Genomic DNA, 21,486 nt, shown 5'->3' on the forward strand with positions numbered 1-21,486 from the left:
CAGCCGTCTGGCAGGCTAAGGCATGCTCATCGAGCGGCTCGGCAGGCTGGGCGACACCTCCACGGTGCTGCGTGCCGTCGCCGACGCCGCCGAACGCCGGGACACCGCGCCGCCAGCCGCGCTGACGGGTGACTGGTTCGGATCGCGGGCGGTGATCGCGCCGAGCCTCGCGGCCGAGCCCGCCGGGGCCGTCTTCGACGTCGCGCCCGGCGTCGGGACCGCCGGCCCCGGCGGCCCGGTCGGGGGCGGCTGGTTCGGCTACCTGTCCTACCCGGACCCGGGCGCCGACGGTCGCGGGCCGCGCATTCCCGAGGCGGCCGGCGGCTGGTCGGACTGCGTGCTTCGCCAGGACCGCGACGGCGTGTGGTGGTACGAAAGCCTTTCGGCCGCAGCACTTCCCGGGTGGCTGCGGGATGCGGTTCGGGCTCCGGTGGCGCGCAGACCCTATCGGCTCGCGTGGGGTGGGGCCGACCGAGACCGACACCGGTGGGGGGTGCACGAATGCCTCGCCGCGATCGCCGCGGGTGAGGTCTACCAGGCGTGCGTGTGCACCCAGTTCACCGGTGAACTCGACGGCGCGCCGGTCGACTTCTTCATCGACGCCGTGCGGCGCCTGGCACCCGCGAAGGCTGCCTTCTTGGCGGGCCGCTGGGGCGCGGTGGCGTCGTTGTCGCCGGAGCTGTTCCTGTCGCGCCGCGGCGCGACGGTGATGTCCAGCCCGATCAAGGGCACCGTGCCGCTGTCGGCCGACCCGGCAGAGCTGCGGTCGTCGGTCAAGGACGTCGCCGAGAACATCATGATCGTGGACCTGGTCCGCAACGACCTGGGGCGCGTCGCGGTCACCGGGTCGGTGCACGTACCCGAGCTGCTGACGGTGCGGCCGGCGCCGGGCGTGTGGCATCTGGTGTCGACGGTGTCGGCGCAGGTGCCCGTCGAGCTGCCGATGACGGAGCTGCTCGACGCCGCCTTCCCGCCTGCGTCGGTGACCGGGACCCCGAAACTGCGGGCCAGGCAGCTGCTGCGGGAGTGGGAACCGGTGCGCCGCGGAGTGTACTGCGGCACGGTCGGTTTGGCGTCGCCCATCGCGGGGTGCGAACTGAACGTGGCGATCCGGACGGTGGAGTTCGGTGGCCATGGCTCGGCCGGGTCGGCCGTCTCGGCCGTCCTCGGGGTGGGCGGCGGCATCACCGCCGATTCTGACCCGGACCGGGAGTGGGACGAATGCCTCCACAAGGCGGCACCGATCGTCGGGCTACCGGCGTGCGCGCAGGACGGCGTCGTAGAGCTCGCGCCGTGACGGTGCGCCCGGGTGGGCGGCGACAACCTGCGCACAGGCATCCTTGACCCTGGCGCCCGCCTCGACGAGCGTGTCGACCTCGGCGACCAGACTCGCCACGTCGGCCTTCGGCTGCGCGCCCGCCAACACGACGGTGATCTCGCCGAGCACCCCGGGCGCGGCCCACTCCGCCAGCTCGGCCAGTGGGCCGCGCATCACCTCCTCGTGGATCTTGGTCAACTCGCGGCACACCGCCGCGTGCCGGTCCGGGCCGAGCTCGGCCACCGCGTCGCGCAAGCAGTCCGGCAGCCGCCGCGGGGACTCGAAGAACACGCAGGTGCGCGGTTCGGTGGCCAGTCCCGCGAACCAGGCCCGGCGCGCCGCGGGTCTACGGGGTGCGAAGCCCTCGAAGCAGAACCGGTCCGACGGCAGCCCGGAGACCGCGAGCGCGGTCGTCACTGCCGACGGCCCGGGCAGGCACTGGACCGGGAATCCCGCGGCGATACACGCGGAGACCAGCCGGTAGCCGGGGTCGTTGATCAGCGGCATGCCTGCGTCGCTGACGAGCAGCACGGTGGCCCCGGATTCGATGTCGCCGACGAGCGCCGACATCCGCGCCGACTCGTTCTGGTCGAACATGCTGACCACCCTGCCGCTCGGTTTCACCTCCAGCGACTGCGCCAGGGCACGCAGCCGCCGGGTGTCCTCCGCCGCGATCACGTCGGCGGTGCCCAGCGCACGGATCAACCGGTGTGAGGCATCGGAGGGCTGGCCCAGGGGGGTGGCGGCGACGAGCAGCCTGCCGGGTGTCATACCGGCTGGCGGGAGCGAAGCGACCGGGGAGTTTTCACGACCACAGCCTACGATCGGTTCCGTGACCGCCGTCGCCACCGAATCCTCCAGCGCCCGGCGCGCGGTCCCCGTCATCAGCCCGGGTCCGCTGGTTCCGGTGGCCGACTTCGGGCCGGTCGACCGCCTCCAGGGCTGGGCGATGACGGCCGTCATCACGGCACTGGCCGCGGTGACGCGGTTCCTCAACCTGGGCTCCCCCACCGACGGCGGCACCCCGATCTTCGACGAGAAGCATTACGCGCCGCAGGCCTGGCAATTGCTGCACAACCACGGCGTCGAGGACAATCCCGGCTACGGCCTGGTGGTGCATCCCCCGGTCGGCAAACAGCTGATCGCGATCGGTGAGGCGATCTTCGGCTACAACGGGCTGGGCTGGCGGTTCAGCTCGGCGGTGTGCGGCGTCATCCTGGTGCTGCTGGTGTGCCGCATCGGCAGGCGGATCAGCCGCTCCACGCTGGTCGGCGGGATGGCCGGCCTGTTGTTGATCGCCGACGGGGTGAGCTTCGTCTCTTCGCGCACGGCCCTCCTCGACAGCTTCCTGACCTTGTTCGTGGTGGCCGCGTTCGGCGCCCTGATCGTCGACCGGGATCAGGTGCGCGCGCGGATGCACACCGCCCTGATCGAGGGCCGGATCGCCGCGACGGCATGGGGTCCCCGGCTCGGCGTGCGGTGGTGGCGCTTCGGGGCGGGGGTACTGCTCGGGCTGGCCTGCGCGACGAAGTGGTCCGGTCTGTACTTCGTGGTGTTCTTCGGGGCGATGACGCTGGCGTTCGACGTCGCGGCGCGCCGTCAGTACCGGGCGCCTCGGCCATGGCTGGGCACCCTGCGCCGCGATGTGGGGCCCACCGCGTACGCACTCGGGCTGATCCCGTTCGGCGTCTACCTGGCGACCTACGCGCCGTGGTTCGCTTCCGAAACGGGCGTCGACCGCCACCAGGTCGGACAGTCGATCGGCGAGCACAGTGTGCTGCCGATCCCCGACGCGCTGCGTTCGCTGTGGCACTACACGTACGCCGCCTACCGGTTCCACTCCGGGTTGACCAACGCCGACGGAAACCACCACCCGTGGGAATCGAAGCCGTGGACGTGGCCGATGTCGCTGCGGCCGGTGCTGTACGCGATCGACAACCAGGACGTGCCCGGATGCGGGGCGACGTCGTGTGTCCGTGCGGTGATGCTGGTCGGCACCCCGGCGATGTGGTTCATCGCGATCCCGGTGCTCGGCTGGGCGGTGTGGCGGGCGTTCGTCAAGCGAGATTGGCGCTACGCCGCGATCCTGGTCGGCTATTCGGCGGGCTTCCTGCCGTGGTTCGCCGACATCGACCGGCAGATGTACTTCTTCTATGCGACCACGATGGCGCCGTTCCTGGTGCTGGCCATCGCCATGATCCTCGGCGACATCCTGCACCGGCCCGATCAGAACGACGAGCGCCGAATGCTCGGGCTGATCCTGGTGTGCTGTTACCTCGCGCTGGTCATCACGAACTTCGCGTGGATGTACCCGGTCCTCACCGGCCTGCCGATATCGCAGTCCACCTGGAATCTGCAGATCTGGCTGCCGAGCTGGCGTTGAGCCCGCCTCCCGCGAGATAGCGCTCCTGGTCGTGATTCCGGGTTATCCACAGCCTTGACTTCTCACTCGCGAACGGGACGGTCACTTCACGCATGATTTCCGCATGGGGGAGGTCGTTCGCGGCTCGGAGGCGGTTGCGGCGGGCATCCTCACCCGGGGCGAACTCCGCTGGAACTATCGCTCGATCTACCCCGACGTGTACGTGCCGAACGGATCCGTCCCGTCACTGAGGACCAGAACGATCGGCGCATGGCTGTGGTCGCGACGTCGAGGGGTCATCACCGGGCAGGCCGCGGCGGCCCTGCACGGCGCGAAATGGATCGACGACGCGGTACCGGTCGAGGTCCTGTGCGCCAACAACCGCGTGCCGAAAGGGATGACCGCGCGTCGTGACCGGATCGGACCCGACGAGATCTGCGACGTCGGCGGCGTAGCCGTAGCAACACCTGCCCGCACCGGGCTTGACCTCGGCCGCTACCTTCCGCGCACGGCGGCCGTCATCCACCTCGACGCGCTGGCGGCCGCGACGGCCGTCACCCAACCCGACGTCCTCGGCCTCGCGGCGCGCTACTGCGGCGCCCGGGGTGTGCGCAAATCCCGGGTGGCGGCGCTGCTGATGGACCGCGGCGCGCAGTCGCCCAAGGAAACCTGGCTGCGACTACTGCTTGTCGACGCCGGGTTCCCGCGGCCACAGACCCAGATACCGCTGGTGGACGGCTACGGCCGCGCATTCGCCTACCTCGACATGGGTTGGGCGGACGTCATGATCGCGGTCGAGTACGACGGCGACCATCATCGCAGCAGTCGCGCCCAGTACGCGTGGGACGTCAAGCGGCTCAGAATGGTGACGAATCTCGGCTGGCTGCATGTGCGGGTGATCGCCGAGGATTCCCCGTACGACATCGTCGACCGGGTGCGACGTGCGTGGACTCAACGCGAGCGAGAAGTCATGGCTGTGAATCGGCTCCCACCGCGACCGTGAGCGCTATCTCGCGGCCCACTACAGCGGGTCGCGGGCGGCGGGGCAGGACATGCAGCGCGGGCCGCCGCGTCCGGTGCCCAATTCGGAGGCCTCGATGGCGAGCACCTCGATGCCGGAGTCGGCCAGCCGGGCGTTGGTCTCCACGTTGCGCTCGTAGGCGACCACCACGCCGGGCGCGATGGCCAACGTGTTGTTGCCGTCGTCCCATTGCTCGCGTTCGGCGGTGACCGGGTCCAGCCCGGTATCGATGACACGGAGCTGCTCGATCCCCATCGCCTCGGCCGCGGCGTCCACGAACGGCGCCGCGTCGTCGATGCGGACGCCGGTGGGCGTGCGGTGAATGCTGAACGCGGACAACGAGCCGACGACGTTCGGGTACATCACCACCGCGTCGACGTCGACCATCGTGCAGACGGTGTCGAGGTGCATCTGGGCGCGCTCCTGGGCGATCGGCACGGCCAGCACGGTGTGGGCGAGGTCGTCGTCGAACAGGCTGCGCGCCAACGCCTCCGCTCCCGCCGGTGTGGTGCGCTCCCCCACCCCGACGGCGACGACCCCCGGTGCCAGCAGCAAGACGTCGCCACCCTCCACCGGAGCCGACCGCGATTCGTAGGCCCGACGCACACCGAGGAAACGCGGGTGGTGCGCGTAGATCACGTCGGTCAGCGACGTCTCACGTGCCCGTGCGGGCAGTGCCAGCGACGTGATGGCCACCCGCGGCCCGATCCAGAACGACGAGTCCCTGGTGAACATCAGGTTGGGCAGGGGTTCGATGACGAAGTCCCCGCCGTGGTGCATGCGCCGCACCAGCGACAGCTCGCCCCCGGCGAGCGGCAGCTCGTTGAACGTCATACCCGCCGTCAGGATGTGCGCCAGCGTCTCGGCCTCGATGGTGCGCAGGTACGCCGAGAGCTCGTGGGCCAGCGGCAGTCCCAGTCTGCGCGGGTCGACGGCCGCCGCGATGCCGTGCATCCTGGCCGCCCCGCTGTGCGAAAGAGCCTCGACAAGGAGATCCGCCAGCAGCAGCACCTCCACGCCACGGGAGCGCAGCACTTCGGCGAACGCGTCGTGCTCCCGCTGCGCCCTGGCTACCCATGGCAGGCCGTCGAACAACAGCGCGTCGTTGTTGCGCGGTGTCAGTCGCTGCAGTTCGGCGCCGGGGCGATGCAGGATGACCGTCCGCAGCACGCCGACCTCTGAGTTGGAGCCCAGCACGGTGTCCGTCACATGTAGCACGGTAGCGCCCCCACTTACCTCAAGTATGGTCAAGGTTATGGAGTCGCACGAGCTGACGCCCGGCGAGATGGCCCGCCGCAGCGGCGTAGCCGTGTCGGCGCTGCACTTCTACGAGCGCGAAGGACTCATCCGCAGCAGGCGCACCTCGGGTAATCAGCGGCGTTACGCGCGCGAGACGTTGCGACGGGTCGCGTTCATCCGGATGTCGCAACGGTTGGGCATCCCCCTCGCCCGGATTCGCGAAGCGCTGACGACGCTGCCCACCGACCGGGTGCCGACCAGCAAGGACTGGGCCAGGTTGTCGGCCGGCTGGCGTCAGGACCTCGACGACAGGATCCTGCATCTGCAGCGGCTGCGCGACAACCTCAGCGGATGCATCGGCTGCGGCTGCCTGAGCCTCAAGACATGTGCGCTGTCGAACCCCGGCGACGTGCTCGCCGGGGAGGGACCCGGCGCCGCACGTCTCTAGTCTTCGAACGCCTGTGCGATAGACTGCGGTCCATGGAGCTGGCGCTGCAGGGCTCGCTGTTCGACCACGCCGAACGACGCCAGCTCGGCTCCGGTGCGTGGATCGAGCTGCGCTCCGGCTGGCTGACCGACGCCGACTCCCTCTTCGCGGAGCTGCGACACACCATCCCGTGGCGGGCCGAGCGCAGGCAGATGTACCAGCGGGTGCTCGACGTGCCGCGGCTGGTCAGCTTCCACAATCTCGTGGACAATCTCGTGGACAATCTGGCACACGAACCGGCCCCGCACCCGCGGCTCAAACTGATCCGCAGGCGCCTCAACGACACCTACGGCCGCGAACTGGGCGAGCCGTTCACCACCGCCGGGCTGTGCCTCTACCGCGACGGGAACGACAGCGTCGCCTGGCACGGCGACACCATCGGGCGCAGCAGTTCCGAGGACACCATGGTCGCGATCGTCGGCCTGGGCGCCACCCGCGTGTTCGCGCTGCGCCCCCGGGGCGGCGGCAAGTCCCTGCGGCTGCAGCACCGGCACGGCGATCTGCTGGTGATGGGCGGGTCGTGCCAACGCACCTGGGAGCACTCGATCCCCAAGACGGGCAAGCCGACGGGTCCGCGGATCAGCATCCAGTTCCGCCCCCACGACGTTCGCTGACCGGCCTCAGCCCTTCACCGCTGCGACCGCCGCCGTCACCAGCTCCTCCGCCCGGTGGGTGTTGACCGGCCCGGCGGGCTGCCCCGGCTGCACCAACGCGTTCGCCGTCACGATCACCAGGAAGGGGCCGAAGCCGGCGACGTAGTTGTAGACCTCGCCGGTGCGGGTCTGGCCAGCGATAGTCGTCTGGACCATGCGGCGGATGCCGATCGTGTGGACGCCGTCGATCTGCGGCGCGTCGACGAGCTCGACCGACCCGCTGAGCGAGGGGCCGGTGAACGCCACCTTCCGGCAGCCCTGCCCCGGGTCCGTGATGGGGACCGGCGCGGAGGTCTCGACAGCGATCGCGATGAAGCGGTTGCCCTCCCCTTCCGCGGACGTCGCTGCCATATTGCCCTTGAGATCGGCCGGCAACACCTGGCCGGTCGCCAGCTTCGCGCAGTCAGCGGGGTCGAACGTCAGGCCCGGCGGCACCCGCTGCGGGGTCAACAGACGCGGGTCGATGCCGGTTCGCGGCACCTCGGTCACGCGGAACTGCGGACCAAAGCCGGACTTGACCTTGGCGATGTTGGCGATGTCGGCGTGGGAGTAGTCCGGTTCGGCCTGCTGGCTCGTCTGCTGACCGTTCGGCTGGCCGCTGGGCTGGCCCGAAGGCTCGCCGGCGTTCTCGCTCGACGAGCACGCGGCGAGGACGAAAATGCTGGCGGCGCAACAGGCCCGGCGGATGAACATCGCCGCCAATGTACCGGGTTCAGCCGCGTAACACGGACACCGTCGTCGCCAGCAGCGCCGCCGCGAAGTCGCGCCCGAGCGGTGGATCCGGCGATCCGGGGTCGGTGACTATCGCGACGATCGCGACATGGTCGCCCAGGTATGCGATAAAGGTGTCGGCATGGGAGCGCGTTTCGGTACCGCCCTCCACCACGGTGGTCGCGGCCGTCGTCATCGCCACCGCGTCCGCCTGATCCAGCGGCGGAGCGTCGAGCAACGTCACCGTGCCGCTGGTGTGTCCGGCTGAGACCGTCCAGCGCGCACACTCGTCGACCAGCGCCGGATCCATCGGCAACCCCTGGGCGACGATGGCGAAGACGATGCCGCCCGGCCCGGAGCCCGACCACCCGCGCGCCGTCGCCGGATCCCGGACCGGATCGCCCAGCTCCGCGCACCGCGCGGGCTCGGCGACCCAGCCGGGGCCGAATCCCCACAGGGTCACCGGTGCCACCCGCCCCGAGATGTCGGCGACCTCGTACCCCGGCGGCAGTTCGGGTCGCACCCGGTCGACTCTGGCGGGGTCGACGGCGCCGACGGCCGCCCCTGGCGCCGCCGGGGGCGGCGGATCCGGCGGCTGAGCGCATGCCGGCGCGCAAAATACCACCAGCACCGCGGTCACGAAGAGGCGCACGCCCGCGTTGATACCACACGGTTCGGCTTTGCCAGCCCCTGCCGCGCCGTGTCGGGGCGCGCCCGCGGTGAACCAAGTCGAGTGTCAGACCGTGTACCTGTCGTCGGAATGCTGACCCCACGGTCACTACAACCCCTTCTGCCATAAGGGATTCTCGAAAGGTCTTGCAGCAATGAAGCTCCTACTCAGCACCATCGCAGCTGCGACACTGGCAGCCGCCACCGTCGGGTTGGCGGCCAGCGCGGGCGCGGCCCCGTCGGGCCCGTCGCCGGTGGACGCCACCGTCAACCAGCTGCGCGCGCAGGGCTATCAGGTGATCGTCAACCGGGTCGGCGGTGCCGCATCGGATCAGTGCACGGTTCGCGCCATCCGGCCGGGACAGACGTTCTCTCGCACCGACTCTGGCGCACCGGGCGCCGGCGACGATCTCGTCACCACCGTCACCAACAAGTCGGTCTACGTCGACGTGCTCTGCTGAGTGCCGGCCTACGCGGCGTCGTTCTCCTGGCCGGGCTGCGACCCGCGGCCCGACGGCCTGTCGGCCGAGCGCGGCCGCGGCTTGTGCAGGGTGCGACCACCTGGCCGGTCCGAACTCTCGCCGGAGTCGACGGCTTCGGCGGCACTCGGTTCGGGCGGCCGCCCGCTCAGTGCGTCAAGCACCCGCCTGATCGGGCGTTCGGCCGGCTTACGCAGTGACGGTCCGTCGAACTCGATCGGGTCACGCACCTTGGGGCGCAGGGCCTTCGGGTGATCCGGCTTCGGTTCGGCCGCCGGCTCACCGGTAGCGGGCTGCGTTGCGTCGTCGCCCTCCGGGATGCTCGACGTCGTCAGCTTACTGTCTTGCACCGGTTGGTCTTTACCCGAGCTGACAGTGGATTCGATTATCGCCGTTGCGGATTCGGAATCTTTGGAATCATCCTGTGCGCCCAGTGGAATCAACCCGGGTGGAAGGCCGGCCAGGTCGGTGTCCTCGCCGCCGACACCGTAGACGCCCGACGGCCCGGTGCCCAGCGGACGACCCATACCCATCTCCTGCGCCGCGTCATCGAGACCGACCGGGATCGACTTCACCAGATTCACCGTGTCGGAGATCGGATCGGTGATGGGGATCAGGTAGGCCGTCGTCGGAACGCCTGGGTTGATGTCGCGACGATAGCCGGTCTCGATCATCACGCGCAGGGGTTCGTCGACGGCAAGCAGTATCGGCTTGGGCACCCCGATCTGCGCCAGCGGGCGCAGCAGCGGGACGATGTCGGTCCCGATGACGTAGTAGTCGGTGTCGCCGTAGGAGCCCTGCTCGACGAGATCTGGGTCCGTCACCATCGGATAGGTGCTGTGCAGGTATGCGATTCCGAACGTGGCATTGGCCACCGCCAGCAGGTTCAGCGGATAGATCGGAAAGTCCGACCATCCGTCGTGGATGAAGGTGATGTCCTGGGTGTCCAGCGCGTAATCCCCGTCGTTGTCGGGATTCTGCGGACTGTCGGTCGATCCGGCGCCGTCGAAGGTCACCTCCAGGATCGGGATGAACAAGCCGTTGAACCGCTGCAGGATCCCGCCGTTGCCCTTGTTCACGTCGGAGACCAGGACAAAGGCGAGGTCCGGATAGCTGGCGAAGTCCTCGCCGAAGTCGTCGATGAGCTGACGCTTCTTGATCGACGCGATCCGGGTGCTCTGCGAGTAGCCGAGGACCGCCAGCGGCTGATCCGGGTGATCGGCCAGCGCCTCGTCGAGGTCGGTGACGCCCTGCGCCACCGATTTGTCGAACGTCAGCGTGCTTCCGTTCACCGGCCAGAATTCCTCAGAGGTAGTCACGCCGACCGAGGTCACGGCGGTGAAGAACCCCGGCCCAGTGATGTAGTTGTGGGTCTGCGCGTCAACGTAGGCCTGGCTGGGTGCCGGGTTGAAGGCTCCGCCCATGATGAGCGCGGTGACGCCGGCGAGCGAGACCACCCCGGTCACCGCTGTCATGCTGACCGACAGCGCCAGGCCGACGACCCCCGCCACGGCGATTCCGACAACCGCCAGCGAACGCCACTGTGCACGCATGCCACGCACCTTCCTTCATGTCCGCGGCGCGGGCCTGGGCAGGATCCGGACGGGTCGCGCGGCTTCAGCTATCACCCGCAGCGCTGCGAACATCGCCGCACAGCAGGATTTTGCACCATCACCGCGGCCTGAAGGCTAATTCCGCAGCCATCAGCCGAAGGTAGTTGCATATGCAAGCAGAGTTCTTGCGATGGCAATGACGAAAGCGTGGCAAATGTCCATGAGCTCACGGCGGCGCCGAGGCCGCCGCGGCGCGCGGCCTTCGCGGTCCTGTGCGTACAAAGCATCCCGACTGCCGTCATGACCGGTATTCTCCGTGGCGATCTCACTTGCGCCACGGCTTTGCCGACGCACACGCCGACGCAGGGAACCTGAACCGACGGGAGACTCGATGACCCAACCATTGCGGGTCGGCGGCGTCGTGAGCGCGGCGATCGCGCTCGGCGTCGTGCTGGCCGGCTGCGGATCCAACACGACGACCGGGGCGGCGACCACCTCTCCGGAGACCGCCACATCCTCGGCGGTGGAGGAAACCGAGACCGCAACCAGCGAGACCACGAGCGGGGCGCCGACGACCTCGGCGTCGGGAGCCAACTACACGATCGCCGACTACGTCCGCGACAACAACATCACCGAGACGATCATCCACCGCGGCGATCCCGGCACCCCGACGGTGAATCTGCCCACCCCGCCCGGCTGGGAGGATGCCGGCACGAGCGCCCCCGACAACGCATGGGGCGCCCTCATCTATGCGGACCCGTCCGCGGCGGACGACCCGCCGACGGTCGTGGCGATCATGACCAGGATGACCGGCAACGTCGATCCGGCCAAGATCATCGAATACGCAGGGGGCGCCACCAAGAACCTGCCCGGGTATGGCAACGAAAGCGACGGGAAAGCCACCACACTCAGCGGATTCGACGCCTACCAGATCGGCGGCACCTATCAACAGGACGGGACCCGGCTCTTCGCGCAGAAAACGGTCGTGATCCCCGGACAGGACGGGCTCTATGTGCTCCAGCTCAATGCCGAGGGGCCCGAAGAGCAGTTCAACCCGTTGATGGATGCGACCGCAGCGATCGACGACGAGACGACGATCACGCCCTGATCACGCCGTGAGCACGGCGCTCACGCACGCGAGATAGTGCTGGCCTCGGCGACCTGATCGGGTGTCGGCCGCACGCCGGTGTACCGCTCGAACTGCTCGGCGGCCTGCAGGGCGATGACCTCGGCACCGGTGATCACCTTCACCCCTGCGGTGCGTGCGGCGGTGATCAACGGCGTCTCCGACGGCAGGGCCACCACGTCGAACACGGTGTCCGCCGCGGCGACGGTGTCCGCCCCGAACGCGCTGCGCGTCTCATCGGGGCCGCCGGCCATGCCGATCGGCGTGACGTTCACCAGCACCGGCGCGGTCAGCGTGCCGACGTCGTCGGCGAACTCGTAGCCAAGCCGCGCTGCCAGCTCTTGGCCGGCCTCGCGGTTGCGCGCCACCACGGTGCCGACCCTGAATCCGTGGTCGCGGAAGGCCACACCGACCGCGTTGGCCATCCCGCCGCTGCCGCGGATGAGCACCGGAAGGGTGGGATCGAGCCGATGCTCGTCGAGCAGGCGCTGCACGGCGATGTAGTCGGTGTTGGACGCCGTCAGATAGCCGTCGTCGTTGACGATCGTGTTGACGGCGTGGATCGCCTGCGCGGACGGTTCCACCTCATCCACCAGGGCGATGACGTCCTGCTTGAACGGCATCGACACCGAGCAGCCGCGGATACCGAGCGCGCGCACGCCACCGATGGCGGCCGCGATATCGGTGGTGGTGAAGGCCTTATAGAGGAAGTCCAGTCCGAGCTGATCGTAGAGATAGTTGTGGAACCGGGTGCCGATATTGCTGGGCCGGCCAGACAGCGAGATGCACAGCCGGGTGTCCTTGGACAGTGGCGGTCGCATCAATTCACCGCCCGGATGACCTGGCGGGCGACATCGCGGATGCGGGCCGCCAGTTCGGGTGTGAACGGCAGCTGGTCGGCGGTCGGCACGTCGATCTCGGTGACGACGACGCCGAGGTCGTCGCGGACCCACACCGCGCCGAAGTGATCGAGGATCTTGCGCATCGGGTAATTCTCGGTCAGGACCCTGGCGTTGAAGCGCTGCACCCCGTCATAGTGTCCCGCGACGGCGACGGCTGCCATCAGGAATGTCCCGATGCCCCTGCCCTGGTAGGCGTCGGCGACGGTGAACGCCACCTCCGCGGTCGTCGCGTCGTGAAAATCGCGCACGAACCGCGCGTCGGCGACCACCGGACCGTGTTCGCCGTCGGTCATCACCCAGACGAAGTGGTCGGAGTAGTCGACCTCGAACAGGTACCTCATCAGCGACGGCGTCGGCCGGCGCGCCGACTGGAAGCGCCGGTACATCGTTTCGCTGGAGAACTCGACCGGTCCGTTCGTGGTGCGTTCGTTGTCACCCGGCAGGACGGGCCGCAGGAACAGTTCCGCGCCATCTCGGATCTGGACGGGGATCGGATCGATGAACGCGGCGAGCCGCTGCCGGGCGATGGTGACCAGCTTGTCCATCATGCCGGGGATCTCGAGCATCGTCGCGAACGCGTCCTCGCCGCCCACCCAGCCGGTCAACAGCTCGGCCGCAACCACGGTCGCGCTGCGTGCGGCATTGCGCAGCAGTGCGATCTCTCCGACGATCATCCCAGGGGTCACCTCGACGACGGTGACGTCCCCGTCGGGTGCGGTATGAGTGACCTGCGCCCGGCCGGAACCGATCAGCAGAAACGAAACCGCGGGATCGCCCTCGCGCATCAGAACCTGCCCCGGCTCCGCGGTCAGCGGCCGCAACTGGGCCGCCAGGGGCGCCAGGTCTTTCGGGGCGCAGCCGGCGAAGAATTCCAGTGTCGCAAGCTCGTCCGCGCGGAGGGCTGTCAATCCGGCCACGACCCGAGGCTACGGCGTCGCCGTCGCGACGGGCAAGGACTCGGGCATGTGGCAAACACGATCGCGCGATGATTCTGCCCACACCCGTTCGGCCCGACGGCTAATGCCACTTATCATCTTGCGCTCCATGATGAAGTGGGCCACATCGAAGGCGGTATCGCCGTCCGCGCCACCGCTGCCCCAAACGATCACCCGGGTGCGCTGACCACGTTGGGGACCCGTCGCCCGTTCGAGCGCATCGTAGCTGTAGAAATCGCCCCGGCCTTCGCCGATCGGCCCCAGCCAAGGCCAAAGCTGTTCTGCGGGATCCGCGGGCAGCGGACAGATCCGCTCTGCGGGTGACGCACCCCACCCGTACATCCATGGCCGAACCCACCTGTGAAAGCACGCCGACAGCCACACCAACACCAAACTGCTGCCAGCCAAGGCCTTTTCCGGTTCAAGCTACGACGCCCCATCAGGATCGTTCGGCGTCGCCGCCGGGGGTCGCACCGATGTTGCCCCACGCATAGTCCGAGGCATGACACACCATCACCGGCACCGAACTGTGATGCAGCAGATTCAGGCTCGTCGAACCCAACACAGCGCTCGCGACCGCGTTGCGCCCACGAGTGCCGACGACCACGAGCTGGGCGTCGGCTGCGTGGTCCAGCAGGGCCCGGCCGGGTTTGGCTTGTTCCAGGATGCAGGTGACGTCCACGTCGGGGTACGACCCGCGCCACTGGTCTACCGTTTCGGCCAGCAGCGCGTTCTGCGCCGCCTCGACGGAGTCCCAGTCGATGAGCAGCGGTATCGTCACCCCTCCCGGGGGCAACCTGGTCGACCACGAATGCACGGCCCGCAGTGGGACGTTGAATCGGCTGGCGAACTCGAACGCCGCGGCCAGCGCGGCGCTGCCCGCACGGCTGCCGTCGACGCCCACCACCACCGGCTGCGCCGACGGAACAGGCGGCGTTCCGCGCCAGGTCACCACCGGACACACCGCGCGGGTGGACACGCCGAGGGTCGTCGACCCGAGCAGCAGGGCATCGACCGGTGTGACCCCGTCACCGCCCAAGACGATCAGCCGGGACTGTCTGCTGATCTCGACCAGTGCCTCGTCGACCGGTGTGGTCAGCGACGACGTGGCGATCGGCACTCCGGGGGCTACCGCGCGGACGGCATCGGCGGCCTCCTTGAGGAAGATCTCCGAGCTGTCCCGCTGAAACGACATCACGGCCGCACGGATCGCCGCGGCGGATTCCGTCAGATTCCGGCCGACGGTCGGCAGCGCGTGCACGATGTGCAGCGGTGCCGACACCCCGTGCGCGACAGCCCCGGCCCACCGGGCGGCACCGACCGCCTCGGGCGACCCGTCGATCCCCACCACGACCGCGCCGTTGATCTCCGACATCGATTCTCTCCTTTGACTTTCCGGCCGGTCGGGGCCGGCTTCGGTCAGATCGCCAGGCAGCAGATCTCGTGGGCCTCGGCCACCGAGTCGCCCAGTGGCTTTCCGGTGTCGATGCGATGGGCCGCCGTCCACGGGTGGTGCTCACCGGCCATCGCCGCCGCAATGGCGGGCGTCGCGTCGGAACCGGTCGCGTCACTCCTGCCGACGATCCGCGCCTGGGCTTCCTGCAGCGGCAGGGTGCACTCGAGTTCCACTGTCGGGCAGAACTCTTCGGCGGCCGCGTCGCGGGCCCGCTCGCGCTGCACCGGATCGCGCCAGCTTCCGTCGACGATCACCGAACGGCCCAGGGCCAGCTGCAGCGCCGCGCGGCGCAGCGCGGTGTCATAGACCGCGGCGACGTTGCCTGGGCTGTACAGGCCGGCCTCATAGTCACCTGCGACGCCGTCGATGAACCCGGTCTTGCTGAGTTCCCCGCGCACTTCGTCGGTCGATATCACCCACGCGACCTGCCGTTGCGCGAGCGCCCTGGCCAGCGTGGTCTTACCCGTTCCCGGGCCCCCACCGACCAGGATCAACCGAACGGCGCCCGCCCTGAGGTGCTCAACCGCCAGGCGAACGTGCCGCCGTGCGTCCGACTCGGCTCCGGCCCGGCCCTGGTCGGCGCGAATGCAGTCCACCTTCGCGCGCACCACCGCGCGGTAGGCGATGTAGAAGTCGACCAGCGAGGTGGGGGCGGTGTCGCCGGAGCGCCTGCGGTACTCGCGCAGGAAGTGCGCGGCGAGATCCGGGCGGCCGAGGAACTCCAGATCCATCGCCAGGAATGCGGCGTCGTCGATGCAGTCGACGTAGCGCAGGCTCGGGTCGAACTCCAGGCAGTCCAGCAGGACCGGCCCGTCGGGCAGACAGAAGATGTCGTCGGCCAGCAGATCGCCGTGGCCGTCGACGATGTGGCGTTGGGCGATCCTGGAGGAGAACAGCGCCCCCCGACCGGAGATGAACCGCGACGCCAACCGCGCCACCTCGGCAAGCTCGTCGGCGTCGATGATCGAACCCGCCCACCGCCGCAGTTCGTCGAGGTTGTCCTGCCAGCGTGAATTGATGGCGGGCATCCGGCCGCAACTCTCGATTGCCCGCGATCGGGTGGCGCTTCGGTGGAAGCCGGTCAGGATGGCGGCTATCGCGTCGAGGTGCCCCTCAAGCGGCTGGCCGGAGCCGATCATGGCCGACAGCCGGCACTCGTCCGGATATCGGCGCATGACGATCACCGGCTCGGACGGCCCGCCCTCCGGATCGGTCAGATGGGCCACACCGAGGTAGCTGTCGGGGGCCAGCCTGCGGTTGAGGGCCACCTCGACCGCGCAGGCCCGCTCCCGCCGCTCGACGGTGCCGAAGTCCAGGAAGTCGGTGACCACCGGTTTTTTCACCTTGTAGGCCCGGTCGCCGACCAAAGTGACAATCCCCGTGTGCGTTTCGCGGATCTCCGCGGGCGCGTGGGCCCCTTCGGCGACGACTTCGACGGCGGTTGCCGCGGTCCGCTGCACCGCGGTGACCCCAGGGGTGGCCGCGGGCAAAGGTGTGTCCATATCCCGATCCTCGCGCGCACGCGAGGTCCTCGACAGCGGTCATCCGACACATTCCGGAGGTAACAGGACCCGGCGGCCGGGGGCACAAAGACCCTGGCGCCGGCGCGGCGCGCTGGGCACCGTGGATAGGAGCTGATTCTCCTAGGAGGACCCCCGTGTCGAAGGTGATGGTGGCCGCCGCGGTCATCGAGAACGCCGTGCTCGTCGCGAGCCGCGCGCCGTCGTACCACAACAGCCAGCCGTGGCGGTGGGTCGCCGAGGGCGCCGGACTACACCTGATGCTGGACCCGGACCGGTTGGTGGCCACCGACGCGGGCGCCCGGCAGGCGCTGATCAGCTGCGGCGCCGTGCTCGACCATGCGCGGGTGGCACTCGCCGCCGCGGGCTGGGCCGCCGACGTCGAACTCCTCCCCGACGCAACCGACGCGAACCATCTGGCGTCGATCAACCTTTCACCGCTGCCCACCGTCAGCGATATTCAGCGGCGCCGCGCCGACGCCATGCTGATCCGCCGCACCGACCGGCTGCCGTTCGCACCACCCTCCGACTGGGGCACCTTTGAACCGGTGCTGCGGCGCAGTATCGACGATTCCCTCGCCGTGCTGGACGTGCTCGACGACGACGGCCGGCACCAGGTGGCCGAAGCCACTCGGCTGACCGAGGCACTGCGCCTCTACGATTCGGCGTACAGCGCCGAATTAAGTTGGTGGACAGCCCCATTCGAGACGACTGACGGCATTCCGCACAGCGCGCTGGTGTCGGCGGCAGAAAGCGATCGGGTGGACGTGGGACGCAGTTTCCCCATCACCCGCCATGGCGAGAGGCGGCTCGAGATCCCGGATGACCGGTCCACGATCCTGGTCATCTCGGCCAATGGCGACAGCCACCGCGACCTCATCGGCTGTGGCCAACTGCTGTCGCAGGTGCTGCTGGAGGCGACCATGGCGGGGCTGGCCAGCTGCACGCTGACCCACGTCACCGAGCTCCCCGCCAGCCGTGACATCGTCAGCGCGGTAACCGGCCGCGCGTATCCGGAGGTCCTGATCCGCGTCGGCGCTGTCCCTGCCCTCGACGACGTGCCGCCTCCGACACCCCGCCGGCCCCTCGGCGACGTGCTGGAGTTCCGGCTGTAGGCCTGTGCGCGTCAGGGCTGGCTGTTGGTGCGGCCGCTGTCGTCGCCGGCCAATTGCTCGAGAGCGCGATCCCAGTCCGCATACCGGCCCCGGTTGAGGCGCACATGCACCACCCGGACGAAGCCCAGCACGATCGCCGCCACGGCGATCCACAGCCCGATGGCAATCATCACCGCGTCGAGCGTGGCTTGGCTCAAGGGTGCAGGTGCGGCCACCTTCTTACCCTTTTCGTCGACCCAGATGCTGATCTGCTGGCCGGATTTCAGTGACTCGGGCCACTCGAACTCACCCGTGCGGTTGAGACCGTCGGCGTTCCAGCGAGCGCTGGCGATAAACGCGACCGAACCGTAGGAGGTATCGGTGCGACTGTCAGCGGTCGCGGTGGCTACCACGGTGTGCCTGGTGCGCAGCTGGTCGGCGTAGAACTCCGCGCGGCTATCCTGGACCGAGGTGCCAAACGCGCCGATGATCATGGTGCCGAGCAGGACGACGGTCAGTGCGAACATCATCACAATCGACTCGATGCGATCGCTCTTGCGTACCAGCGGATTGCGGTCGAATGCGCGGCGAAACCAACCGTGGCCCAGGCCGAATGTAATAGTTTGCACGACATCTCCTCCGGCGCTTTGTGCGCCTTGGGCCCCGATCGTGGCTGGTGCCCGCGTCAATGGTAAGGGCCGATGGCCTCTTCAGTGATGAGTAGTTCGTCACATCGGCGTGCAGTCCCGGTACCACCAAACGGCCTGGTAACAGGGTACGACGACTGCGGAGCCGATGCCTAGGGGATGTGATCGGGTAGGCACTGGGTGTTCCGGTGTTGCGCGAGACCGTGTGCCGTCACCAAACACGGTGTCGCCGTTGGGGTCGGCTGGGATCGCCGGTGTCCCCGATGTGACGCGGACCACTGGACCGGGTCAGTCGAACGCCGTGCCGTTGTTGTCCGCCAAACGTATTCGATCTGACTGCGGGACCGGCACGCTCAGCTGCAGCAGCTGTTGTATACCGAGGTCTGATAGGTGTAGGACAGCGCGTTCTCGTCCGCGGCGGCTTCGAGATCCTGGTCTGACACCGCCCAGTCGAGCACGTCCGTCGCGGTCGTACGCCCGCGGATTGCTGTGGTCATGGGTGTCCCCTCCTGGTGCTGCTCGCCGATTGATAAGCAGGCTAGGTTCCGCGGCGCCGCAGGAAACGAGTGGTGCACTACCTCAGTACTGCTCATTACTGCAGCCGTAGCGCGCAGCTTGGCACTCCATTGGGCACCTCTCACCCCGGGCGCGACGGGTTGTCGATGATCTTCACCGTGCTCGCCGCGTCGAGAACCATCGGACAGAGCTGCGTGTCATCCGACTCGGCCAGCAGGTGTCTACCGGCCAGCAGCCGTTGCAGCAGCGGCGCATCGGCGCCGGTCGACAGCATGTCACCGGATTGCGCGATCAGCTTCTGCGCGATCGCCTGGTCCTCCGCCTTGCTTGCCCGGTCTCTGGCGCCGCTCACCTGGATCAGACCCAGGCCGGTGGCAACGGCCACCAGCGCGAGGATTCTCTTTTGTGACCGTCCAGCCGGCGGCCGCCCCGCCGTGGGATCCGTGCATAGTCACGCCACCGTTGGCGGAGTGCACGGATACCTCTACTCCCACCCAGAAACCGAGGTTGAAAACCGCTCATGCGGGCGACTCATACAGCGACACAACGCAACTCGCCGAGTCGCCAGAAGGTGTGCCGCTGCGTTGCACGGCCACCGAGAAAGGTGATGCGGTGTGGACCGCCTACCCGGATGGTGCGCAGGACGATTCGGCACCCGAGTTGCGGCCCACGCCGGTTGTCGCCGCTCGCGCGAAGTGAGGACACCGAGCGCGGCGCGGGCGCCCGCATCACTGTGATGTGGACACCCGCACCGCGTTTCATGTTTCGTGTCGCGGACGACCGGCTATGACATCACCACGCTCGCACGCAATGCTGCACGGCCCCAACGCTATACGTCGTCATACGCCGTCATACGTCGGATCGACGGCGGAGACGCTTGCGCTTCTGCACCTCCGCAGGACGGCGGGGATAGCGCGCTTCGGTGCCTTCCCGACGACCCGCATTGGTCGCGACATACCACTGGAGTAGATACCTCATCCCAATCACCTCCCGCCCGAGCGGTGCGATATGCACCCTGGCCGATCGGGGGCTGACGCCGTGAACCGCGTTGTCCCGACCATGGGAAGAAGCTTTCCGGCCCTGAGTAAGCCGGCCTAGAGTAGGCCGCTACCCGTCTCTTGGCAGCCGCGCTACTCCATCACCGGCCACTCGGTGATCGAGGGGTTCCAAAGCGAAACGCCCCGGCCACGAGGCCGGGGCGATCGATCAATGGTGGAGCTAAGGGGAATCGAACCCCTGACCTACTCGATGCGAACGAGTCGCGCTACCAACTGCGCCATAGCCCCTGATACCGGTAGCACAGGCTACCAGCCGCCACGCGCATGCCGAAACCGGCAGGTCTACTGGCCTGCGGCACGTGGCAGATCGAACGCCCGCGCCAACGGCACATCGTCGAGATGCTCGAAGACGGGGTCCTCGTCGTCGATCTCCAGCACCACCGAACCCGGCCTGCGCAACCGAGACGGAACCACGTCGAGTTCCTGGTCCTCGGTGCTCTCCACGCCAAGCCGCGACCGCATCATCCGCTGCGCGCGGCGACGGCGCAGCCGCTCCTCGATGCGCGTCTGACGGCGCAGGTAGGCCAGGTAGAGCAGCGTCACCACGCCCACCGAACCGCACACCCACCACATCGACGGGGTCACCAGGAACGCGGCGCCCGCCGTGAACACCAGCATGACCGCCAGCGCCGACAGTGCGCGCTTGCGGAACTCGTACTTGCGTGCGCTGACCGCCGCGGCGGTCTTGGATTCGTAGCGGCGTCTGCGCGCCGCGGTCATCGAGTCGGCGAGCTTGAGATCGGTCTCCGACGGGGCTTCCAGACCCGACGAATCGTCGACGTACTCGTATTCGTCGGCCAGTCCGTTGCGTTCGGCCGCCGGTGCGGGCACCTCGTCGTCGAGCGGTAGGTCAGGCTCCACGGGCACGTCTGCGTGCGGAACCGCCTCCTTGACGTCCTCGTCTGCGGGCTGCGGCGCCGAGTCCGCGGGCGCGTCGTCCACACCGACCATCGAGCCGATGGGCAGCGCACCCGAATCCTCCTCGACGATGTCGACGTCGAGATAATCGGGTTCGGCCTCGTCGGCGGCGGCGGTCACCACGACGGATCGTCCGGGCACGGTGTCGGCGTCATACTCCTCGTCGAGGTCCCCGTCGATGTCGGCGTCGACGTCGCGGTCGGACGGCCGCCACTCCGGGTCGCTGCGGTGCCCTGCCGCCGGGCCGGTGCGACGCAACAGCCGCGCACCTCGCCCGGTGTTCAGCACACGGGTGGCCAGAGCGACGTCGCTGGTCCGGCGCACTGCGTCCCGCTTGCTGATCAGCATGGGCACTAGCACGAAGAGCCAGAGAACGACGAGGGAGATCCACAAGAGGGATTGGGGGATGCTTGGCATGTCGCCTGCTCCTTTCCCCATCAGGCTAGGTCTGTGACCAGCGCATCTGAGGGCGACGCGCCGAGGTCAATTACACACCTGTAATTCTCCCCTGACAAGCACCAATAGTCACATTGGTCACATACGTCACAGTGATGATTGTCATCCGCACCCAGATCTACGCCAGGGTCGCGGCACCGAAGGTTGCGAGGACCCTCGCGCAGAAATGGGCGAAGGGGCCATCCGGAAGGGTGACGGGGCACCCGAAACGGGCCGAGAAACGCCAACGGGCACCCCGCGTTGGGGTGCCCGTTGAGCGTGGGTGGGGTTTAGCGGCCGCTGTGGCGCACGGTGGTGTCGACGTGGGGGACGGTGACGGTGGGTTGGATGTCCTGGATCCAGCCGTGGTGGTCGATGTCGGCCTGG

General features: G+C 68.6%; 22 protein-coding genes and 1 tRNA gene. 8 read left to right on the forward strand and 15 right to left on the reverse strand.

From position 1 onward, the window contains the following. Positions 1 to 22 precede the first annotated feature (22 nt). Entirely contained in the window at positions 23 to 1,297 is a 1,275-nt protein-coding gene (locus ADBZ6K_RS21920) for an aminodeoxychorismate synthase component I (protein ID WP_526350624.1), read from the forward strand. Here the strand turns inward: ADBZ6K_RS21920 and rsmI are convergent. Beyond that, positions 1,253 to 2,089: a 16S rRNA (cytidine(1402)-2'-O)-methyltransferase gene (gene rsmI, locus ADBZ6K_RS21925; RefSeq protein ID WP_526350626.1), complete on the reverse strand. Its 837-nt coding sequence runs from the start codon at positions 2,087 to 2,089 to the stop codon at positions 1,253 to 1,255. The two genes, ADBZ6K_RS21920 and rsmI, sit on opposite strands and share 45 nt — an antisense overlap. A gap of 61 nt (positions 2,090 to 2,150) precedes the next feature. Here rsmI and ADBZ6K_RS21930 point away from each other — a divergent pair, with 61 nt between their 5' ends. Together ADBZ6K_RS21930 and ADBZ6K_RS21935 are read left to right on the forward strand one after the other, a co-directional pair. Beyond that, positions 2,151 to 3,701, forward strand: a complete 1,551-nt coding sequence (locus ADBZ6K_RS21930; RefSeq protein WP_526350628.1) for a dolichyl-phosphate-mannose--protein mannosyltransferase — start codon at positions 2,151 to 2,153, stop codon at positions 3,699 to 3,701. 103 nt (positions 3,702 to 3,804) lie between these two features. Next, positions 3,805 to 4,683 (forward strand): putative endonuclease domain-containing protein, encoded by an 879-nt coding sequence (locus tag ADBZ6K_RS21935; RefSeq protein WP_526350630.1) that lies wholly within the window; start codon positions 3,805 to 3,807, stop codon positions 4,681 to 4,683. An 18-nt stretch (positions 4,684 to 4,701) separates the two neighbouring features. Here ADBZ6K_RS21935 and arcA read toward each other — a convergent pair whose 3' ends face one another. After that, positions 4,702 to 5,898, reverse strand: coding sequence for an arginine deiminase (arcA, locus tag ADBZ6K_RS21940; RefSeq protein ID WP_526350672.1), 1,197 nt, complete (start codon positions 5,896 to 5,898; stop codon positions 4,702 to 4,704). A gap of 58 nt (positions 5,899 to 5,956) precedes the next feature. Between arcA and soxR the strand changes: the two genes are divergently transcribed. Then, a complete protein-coding gene (soxR, locus tag ADBZ6K_RS21945; RefSeq protein WP_526350632.1) occupies positions 5,957 to 6,388 on the forward strand; it encodes a redox-sensitive transcriptional activator SoxR in 432 nt (143 codons plus the stop codon). A gap of 32 nt (positions 6,389 to 6,420) precedes the next feature. Continuing rightward, entirely contained in the window at positions 6,421 to 7,041 is a 621-nt protein-coding gene (locus ADBZ6K_RS21950; protein WP_526350634.1) for an alpha-ketoglutarate-dependent dioxygenase AlkB, read from the forward strand. A gap of 6 nt (positions 7,042 to 7,047) precedes the next feature. Here the strand turns inward: ADBZ6K_RS21950 and ADBZ6K_RS21955 are convergent, their stop codons facing one another. Further along, positions 7,048 to 7,773 carry a DUF5642 family protein gene (locus tag ADBZ6K_RS21955; RefSeq protein WP_526350636.1) on the reverse strand — a complete coding sequence of 242 codons (726 nt, stop codon included), beginning with the start codon at positions 7,771 to 7,773 and terminating at the stop codon, positions 7,048 to 7,050. Between the two features lie 19 nt (positions 7,774 to 7,792). Beyond that, positions 7,793 to 8,443 (reverse strand): DUF5642 family protein, encoded by a 651-nt coding sequence (locus tag ADBZ6K_RS21960; RefSeq protein ID WP_526350638.1) that lies wholly within the window; start codon positions 8,441 to 8,443, stop codon positions 7,793 to 7,795. Positions 8,444 to 8,615: 172 nt separating this feature from the next. Here ADBZ6K_RS21960 and ADBZ6K_RS21965 point away from each other — a divergent pair, with 172 nt between their 5' ends. Then, the gene (locus ADBZ6K_RS21965) at positions 8,616 to 8,921 is read left to right on the forward strand and encodes a hypothetical protein (protein WP_526350640.1); all 306 of its coding nucleotides are present in this window, start codon (positions 8,616 to 8,618) and stop codon (positions 8,919 to 8,921) included. A gap of 8 nt (positions 8,922 to 8,929) precedes the next feature. Here ADBZ6K_RS21965 and ADBZ6K_RS21970 read toward each other — a convergent pair whose 3' ends face one another. Further along, positions 8,930 to 10,492, reverse strand: a complete 1,563-nt coding sequence (locus ADBZ6K_RS21970; protein WP_526350642.1) for a PE-PPE domain-containing protein — start codon at positions 10,490 to 10,492, stop codon at positions 8,930 to 8,932. A gap of 391 nt (positions 10,493 to 10,883) precedes the next feature. Between ADBZ6K_RS21970 and lpqN the strand changes: the two genes are divergently transcribed. Further along, the gene (gene lpqN, locus ADBZ6K_RS21975) at positions 10,884 to 11,600 is read left to right on the forward strand and encodes an envelope biogenesis lipoprotein LpqN (protein ID WP_526350644.1); all 717 of its coding nucleotides are present in this window, start codon (positions 10,884 to 10,886) and stop codon (positions 11,598 to 11,600) included. Positions 11,601 to 11,620: 20 nt separating this feature from the next. Here lpqN and ADBZ6K_RS21980 read toward each other — a convergent pair whose 3' ends face one another. The 5 genes from ADBZ6K_RS21980 to ADBZ6K_RS22000 all read right to left on the reverse strand — a co-directional run bounded on the left by ADBZ6K_RS21980 (position 11,621) and on the right by ADBZ6K_RS22000 (position 16,413). Beyond that, complete coding sequence (locus ADBZ6K_RS21980; RefSeq protein WP_526350646.1) at positions 11,621 to 12,439, reverse strand: shikimate 5-dehydrogenase; 819 nt, start codon at positions 12,437 to 12,439, stop codon at positions 11,621 to 11,623. Further along, positions 12,439 to 13,437: an acetyltransferase Pat gene (gene pat, locus ADBZ6K_RS21985; RefSeq protein ID WP_526350648.1), complete on the reverse strand. Its 999-nt coding sequence runs from the start codon at positions 13,435 to 13,437 to the stop codon at positions 12,439 to 12,441. The genes ADBZ6K_RS21980 and pat overlap by 1 nt, the downstream gene beginning before the upstream one ends. Before the next feature lie 9 nt (positions 13,438 to 13,446). Beyond that, positions 13,447 to 13,797 carry a hypothetical protein gene (locus ADBZ6K_RS21990; RefSeq protein ID WP_526350650.1) on the reverse strand — a complete coding sequence of 117 codons (351 nt, stop codon included), beginning with the start codon at positions 13,795 to 13,797 and terminating at the stop codon, positions 13,447 to 13,449. A gap of 97 nt (positions 13,798 to 13,894) precedes the next feature. Then, positions 13,895 to 14,830, reverse strand: a complete 936-nt coding sequence (locus tag ADBZ6K_RS21995) for a universal stress protein (RefSeq protein ID WP_526350652.1) — start codon at positions 14,828 to 14,830, stop codon at positions 13,895 to 13,897. A 44-nt stretch (positions 14,831 to 14,874) separates the two neighbouring features. After that, complete coding sequence (locus ADBZ6K_RS22000; RefSeq protein WP_526350654.1) at positions 14,875 to 16,413, reverse strand: bifunctional aminoglycoside phosphotransferase/ATP-binding protein; 1,539 nt, start codon at positions 16,411 to 16,413, stop codon at positions 14,875 to 14,877. A gap of 155 nt (positions 16,414 to 16,568) precedes the next feature. Here ADBZ6K_RS22000 and ADBZ6K_RS22005 point away from each other — a divergent pair, with 155 nt between their 5' ends. Next, positions 16,569 to 17,546, forward strand: a complete 978-nt coding sequence (locus tag ADBZ6K_RS22005; protein ID WP_526350656.1) for an Acg family FMN-binding oxidoreductase — start codon at positions 16,569 to 16,571, stop codon at positions 17,544 to 17,546. 11 nt (positions 17,547 to 17,557) lie between these two features. Here ADBZ6K_RS22005 and ADBZ6K_RS22010 read toward each other — a convergent pair whose 3' ends face one another. The 5 genes from ADBZ6K_RS22010 to sepX form a co-directional block, all read right to left on the reverse strand. Further along, complete coding sequence (locus ADBZ6K_RS22010; protein WP_526350658.1) at positions 17,558 to 18,154, reverse strand: Rv1733c family protein; 597 nt, start codon at positions 18,152 to 18,154, stop codon at positions 17,558 to 17,560. Between the two features lie 371 nt (positions 18,155 to 18,525). Continuing rightward, the gene (locus ADBZ6K_RS22015; RefSeq protein ID WP_526350660.1) at positions 18,526 to 18,669 is read right to left on the reverse strand and encodes a hypothetical protein; all 144 of its coding nucleotides are present in this window, start codon (positions 18,667 to 18,669) and stop codon (positions 18,526 to 18,528) included. A 140-nt stretch (positions 18,670 to 18,809) separates the two neighbouring features. Next, entirely contained in the window at positions 18,810 to 19,073 is a 264-nt protein-coding gene (locus ADBZ6K_RS22020; RefSeq protein ID WP_526350662.1) for a hypothetical protein, read from the reverse strand. Between the two features lie 825 nt (positions 19,074 to 19,898). After that, positions 19,899 to 19,974 (reverse strand) — tRNA-Ala (locus tag ADBZ6K_RS22025). 54 nt (positions 19,975 to 20,028) lie between these two features. Then, the gene (gene sepX, locus ADBZ6K_RS22030; protein ID WP_526350664.1) at positions 20,029 to 21,081 is read right to left on the reverse strand and encodes a divisome protein SepX/GlpR; all 1,053 of its coding nucleotides are present in this window, start codon (positions 21,079 to 21,081) and stop codon (positions 20,029 to 20,031) included. Between the last annotated feature and the right edge of the window lie 405 nt (positions 21,082 to 21,486).

Source organism: Mycobacterium sp. (assembly GCF_044223235.1).
GTDB lineage: Bacteria > Actinomycetota > Actinomycetes > Mycobacteriales > Mycobacteriaceae > Mycobacterium.

Excerpts from the sequence above, each read along its gene's own strand:
- ADBZ6K_RS21920 (WP_526350624.1), top strand. The coding sequence starts at position 23 with ATGCTCATCGAGCGGCTCGGCAGGCTGGGCGACACCTCCACGGTGCTG.
- rsmI (WP_526350626.1), bottom strand. The coding sequence starts at position 2,089 with ATGACACCCGGCAGGCTGCTCGTCGCCGCCACCCCCCTGGGCCAGCCC.
- ADBZ6K_RS21935 (WP_526350630.1), top strand. The coding sequence starts at position 3,805 with ATGGGGGAGGTCGTTCGCGGCTCGGAGGCGGTTGCGGCGGGCATCCTC.
- soxR (WP_526350632.1), top strand. The coding sequence starts at position 5,957 with ATGGAGTCGCACGAGCTGACGCCCGGCGAGATGGCCCGCCGCAGCGGC.
- ADBZ6K_RS21950 (WP_526350634.1), top strand. The coding sequence starts at position 6,421 with ATGGAGCTGGCGCTGCAGGGCTCGCTGTTCGACCACGCCGAACGACGC.
- ADBZ6K_RS21955 (WP_526350636.1), bottom strand. The coding sequence starts at position 7,773 with ATGTTCATCCGCCGGGCCTGTTGCGCCGCCAGCATTTTCGTCCTCGCC.
- ADBZ6K_RS21965 (WP_526350640.1), top strand. The coding sequence starts at position 8,616 with ATGAAGCTCCTACTCAGCACCATCGCAGCTGCGACACTGGCAGCCGCC.
- ADBZ6K_RS21970 (WP_526350642.1), bottom strand. The coding sequence starts at position 10,492 with ATGCGTGCACAGTGGCGTTCGCTGGCGGTTGTCGGAATCGCCGTGGCG.
- lpqN (WP_526350644.1), top strand. The coding sequence starts at position 10,884 with ATGACCCAACCATTGCGGGTCGGCGGCGTCGTGAGCGCGGCGATCGCG.
- ADBZ6K_RS21980 (WP_526350646.1), bottom strand. The coding sequence starts at position 12,439 with ATGCGACCGCCACTGTCCAAGGACACCCGGCTGTGCATCTCGCTGTCT.
- ADBZ6K_RS21990 (WP_526350650.1), bottom strand. The coding sequence starts at position 13,797 with ATGTACGGGTGGGGTGCGTCACCCGCAGAGCGGATCTGTCCGCTGCCC.
- ADBZ6K_RS21995 (WP_526350652.1), bottom strand. The coding sequence starts at position 14,830 with ATGTCGGAGATCAACGGCGCGGTCGTGGTGGGGATCGACGGGTCGCCC.
- ADBZ6K_RS22000 (WP_526350654.1), bottom strand. The coding sequence starts at position 16,413 with ATGGACACACCTTTGCCCGCGGCCACCCCTGGGGTCACCGCGGTGCAG.
- ADBZ6K_RS22015 (WP_526350660.1), bottom strand. The coding sequence starts at position 18,669 with ATGACCACAGCAATCCGCGGGCGTACGACCGCGACGGACGTGCTCGAC.
- sepX (WP_526350664.1), bottom strand. The coding sequence starts at position 21,081 with ATGCCAAGCATCCCCCAATCCCTCTTGTGGATCTCCCTCGTCGTTCTC.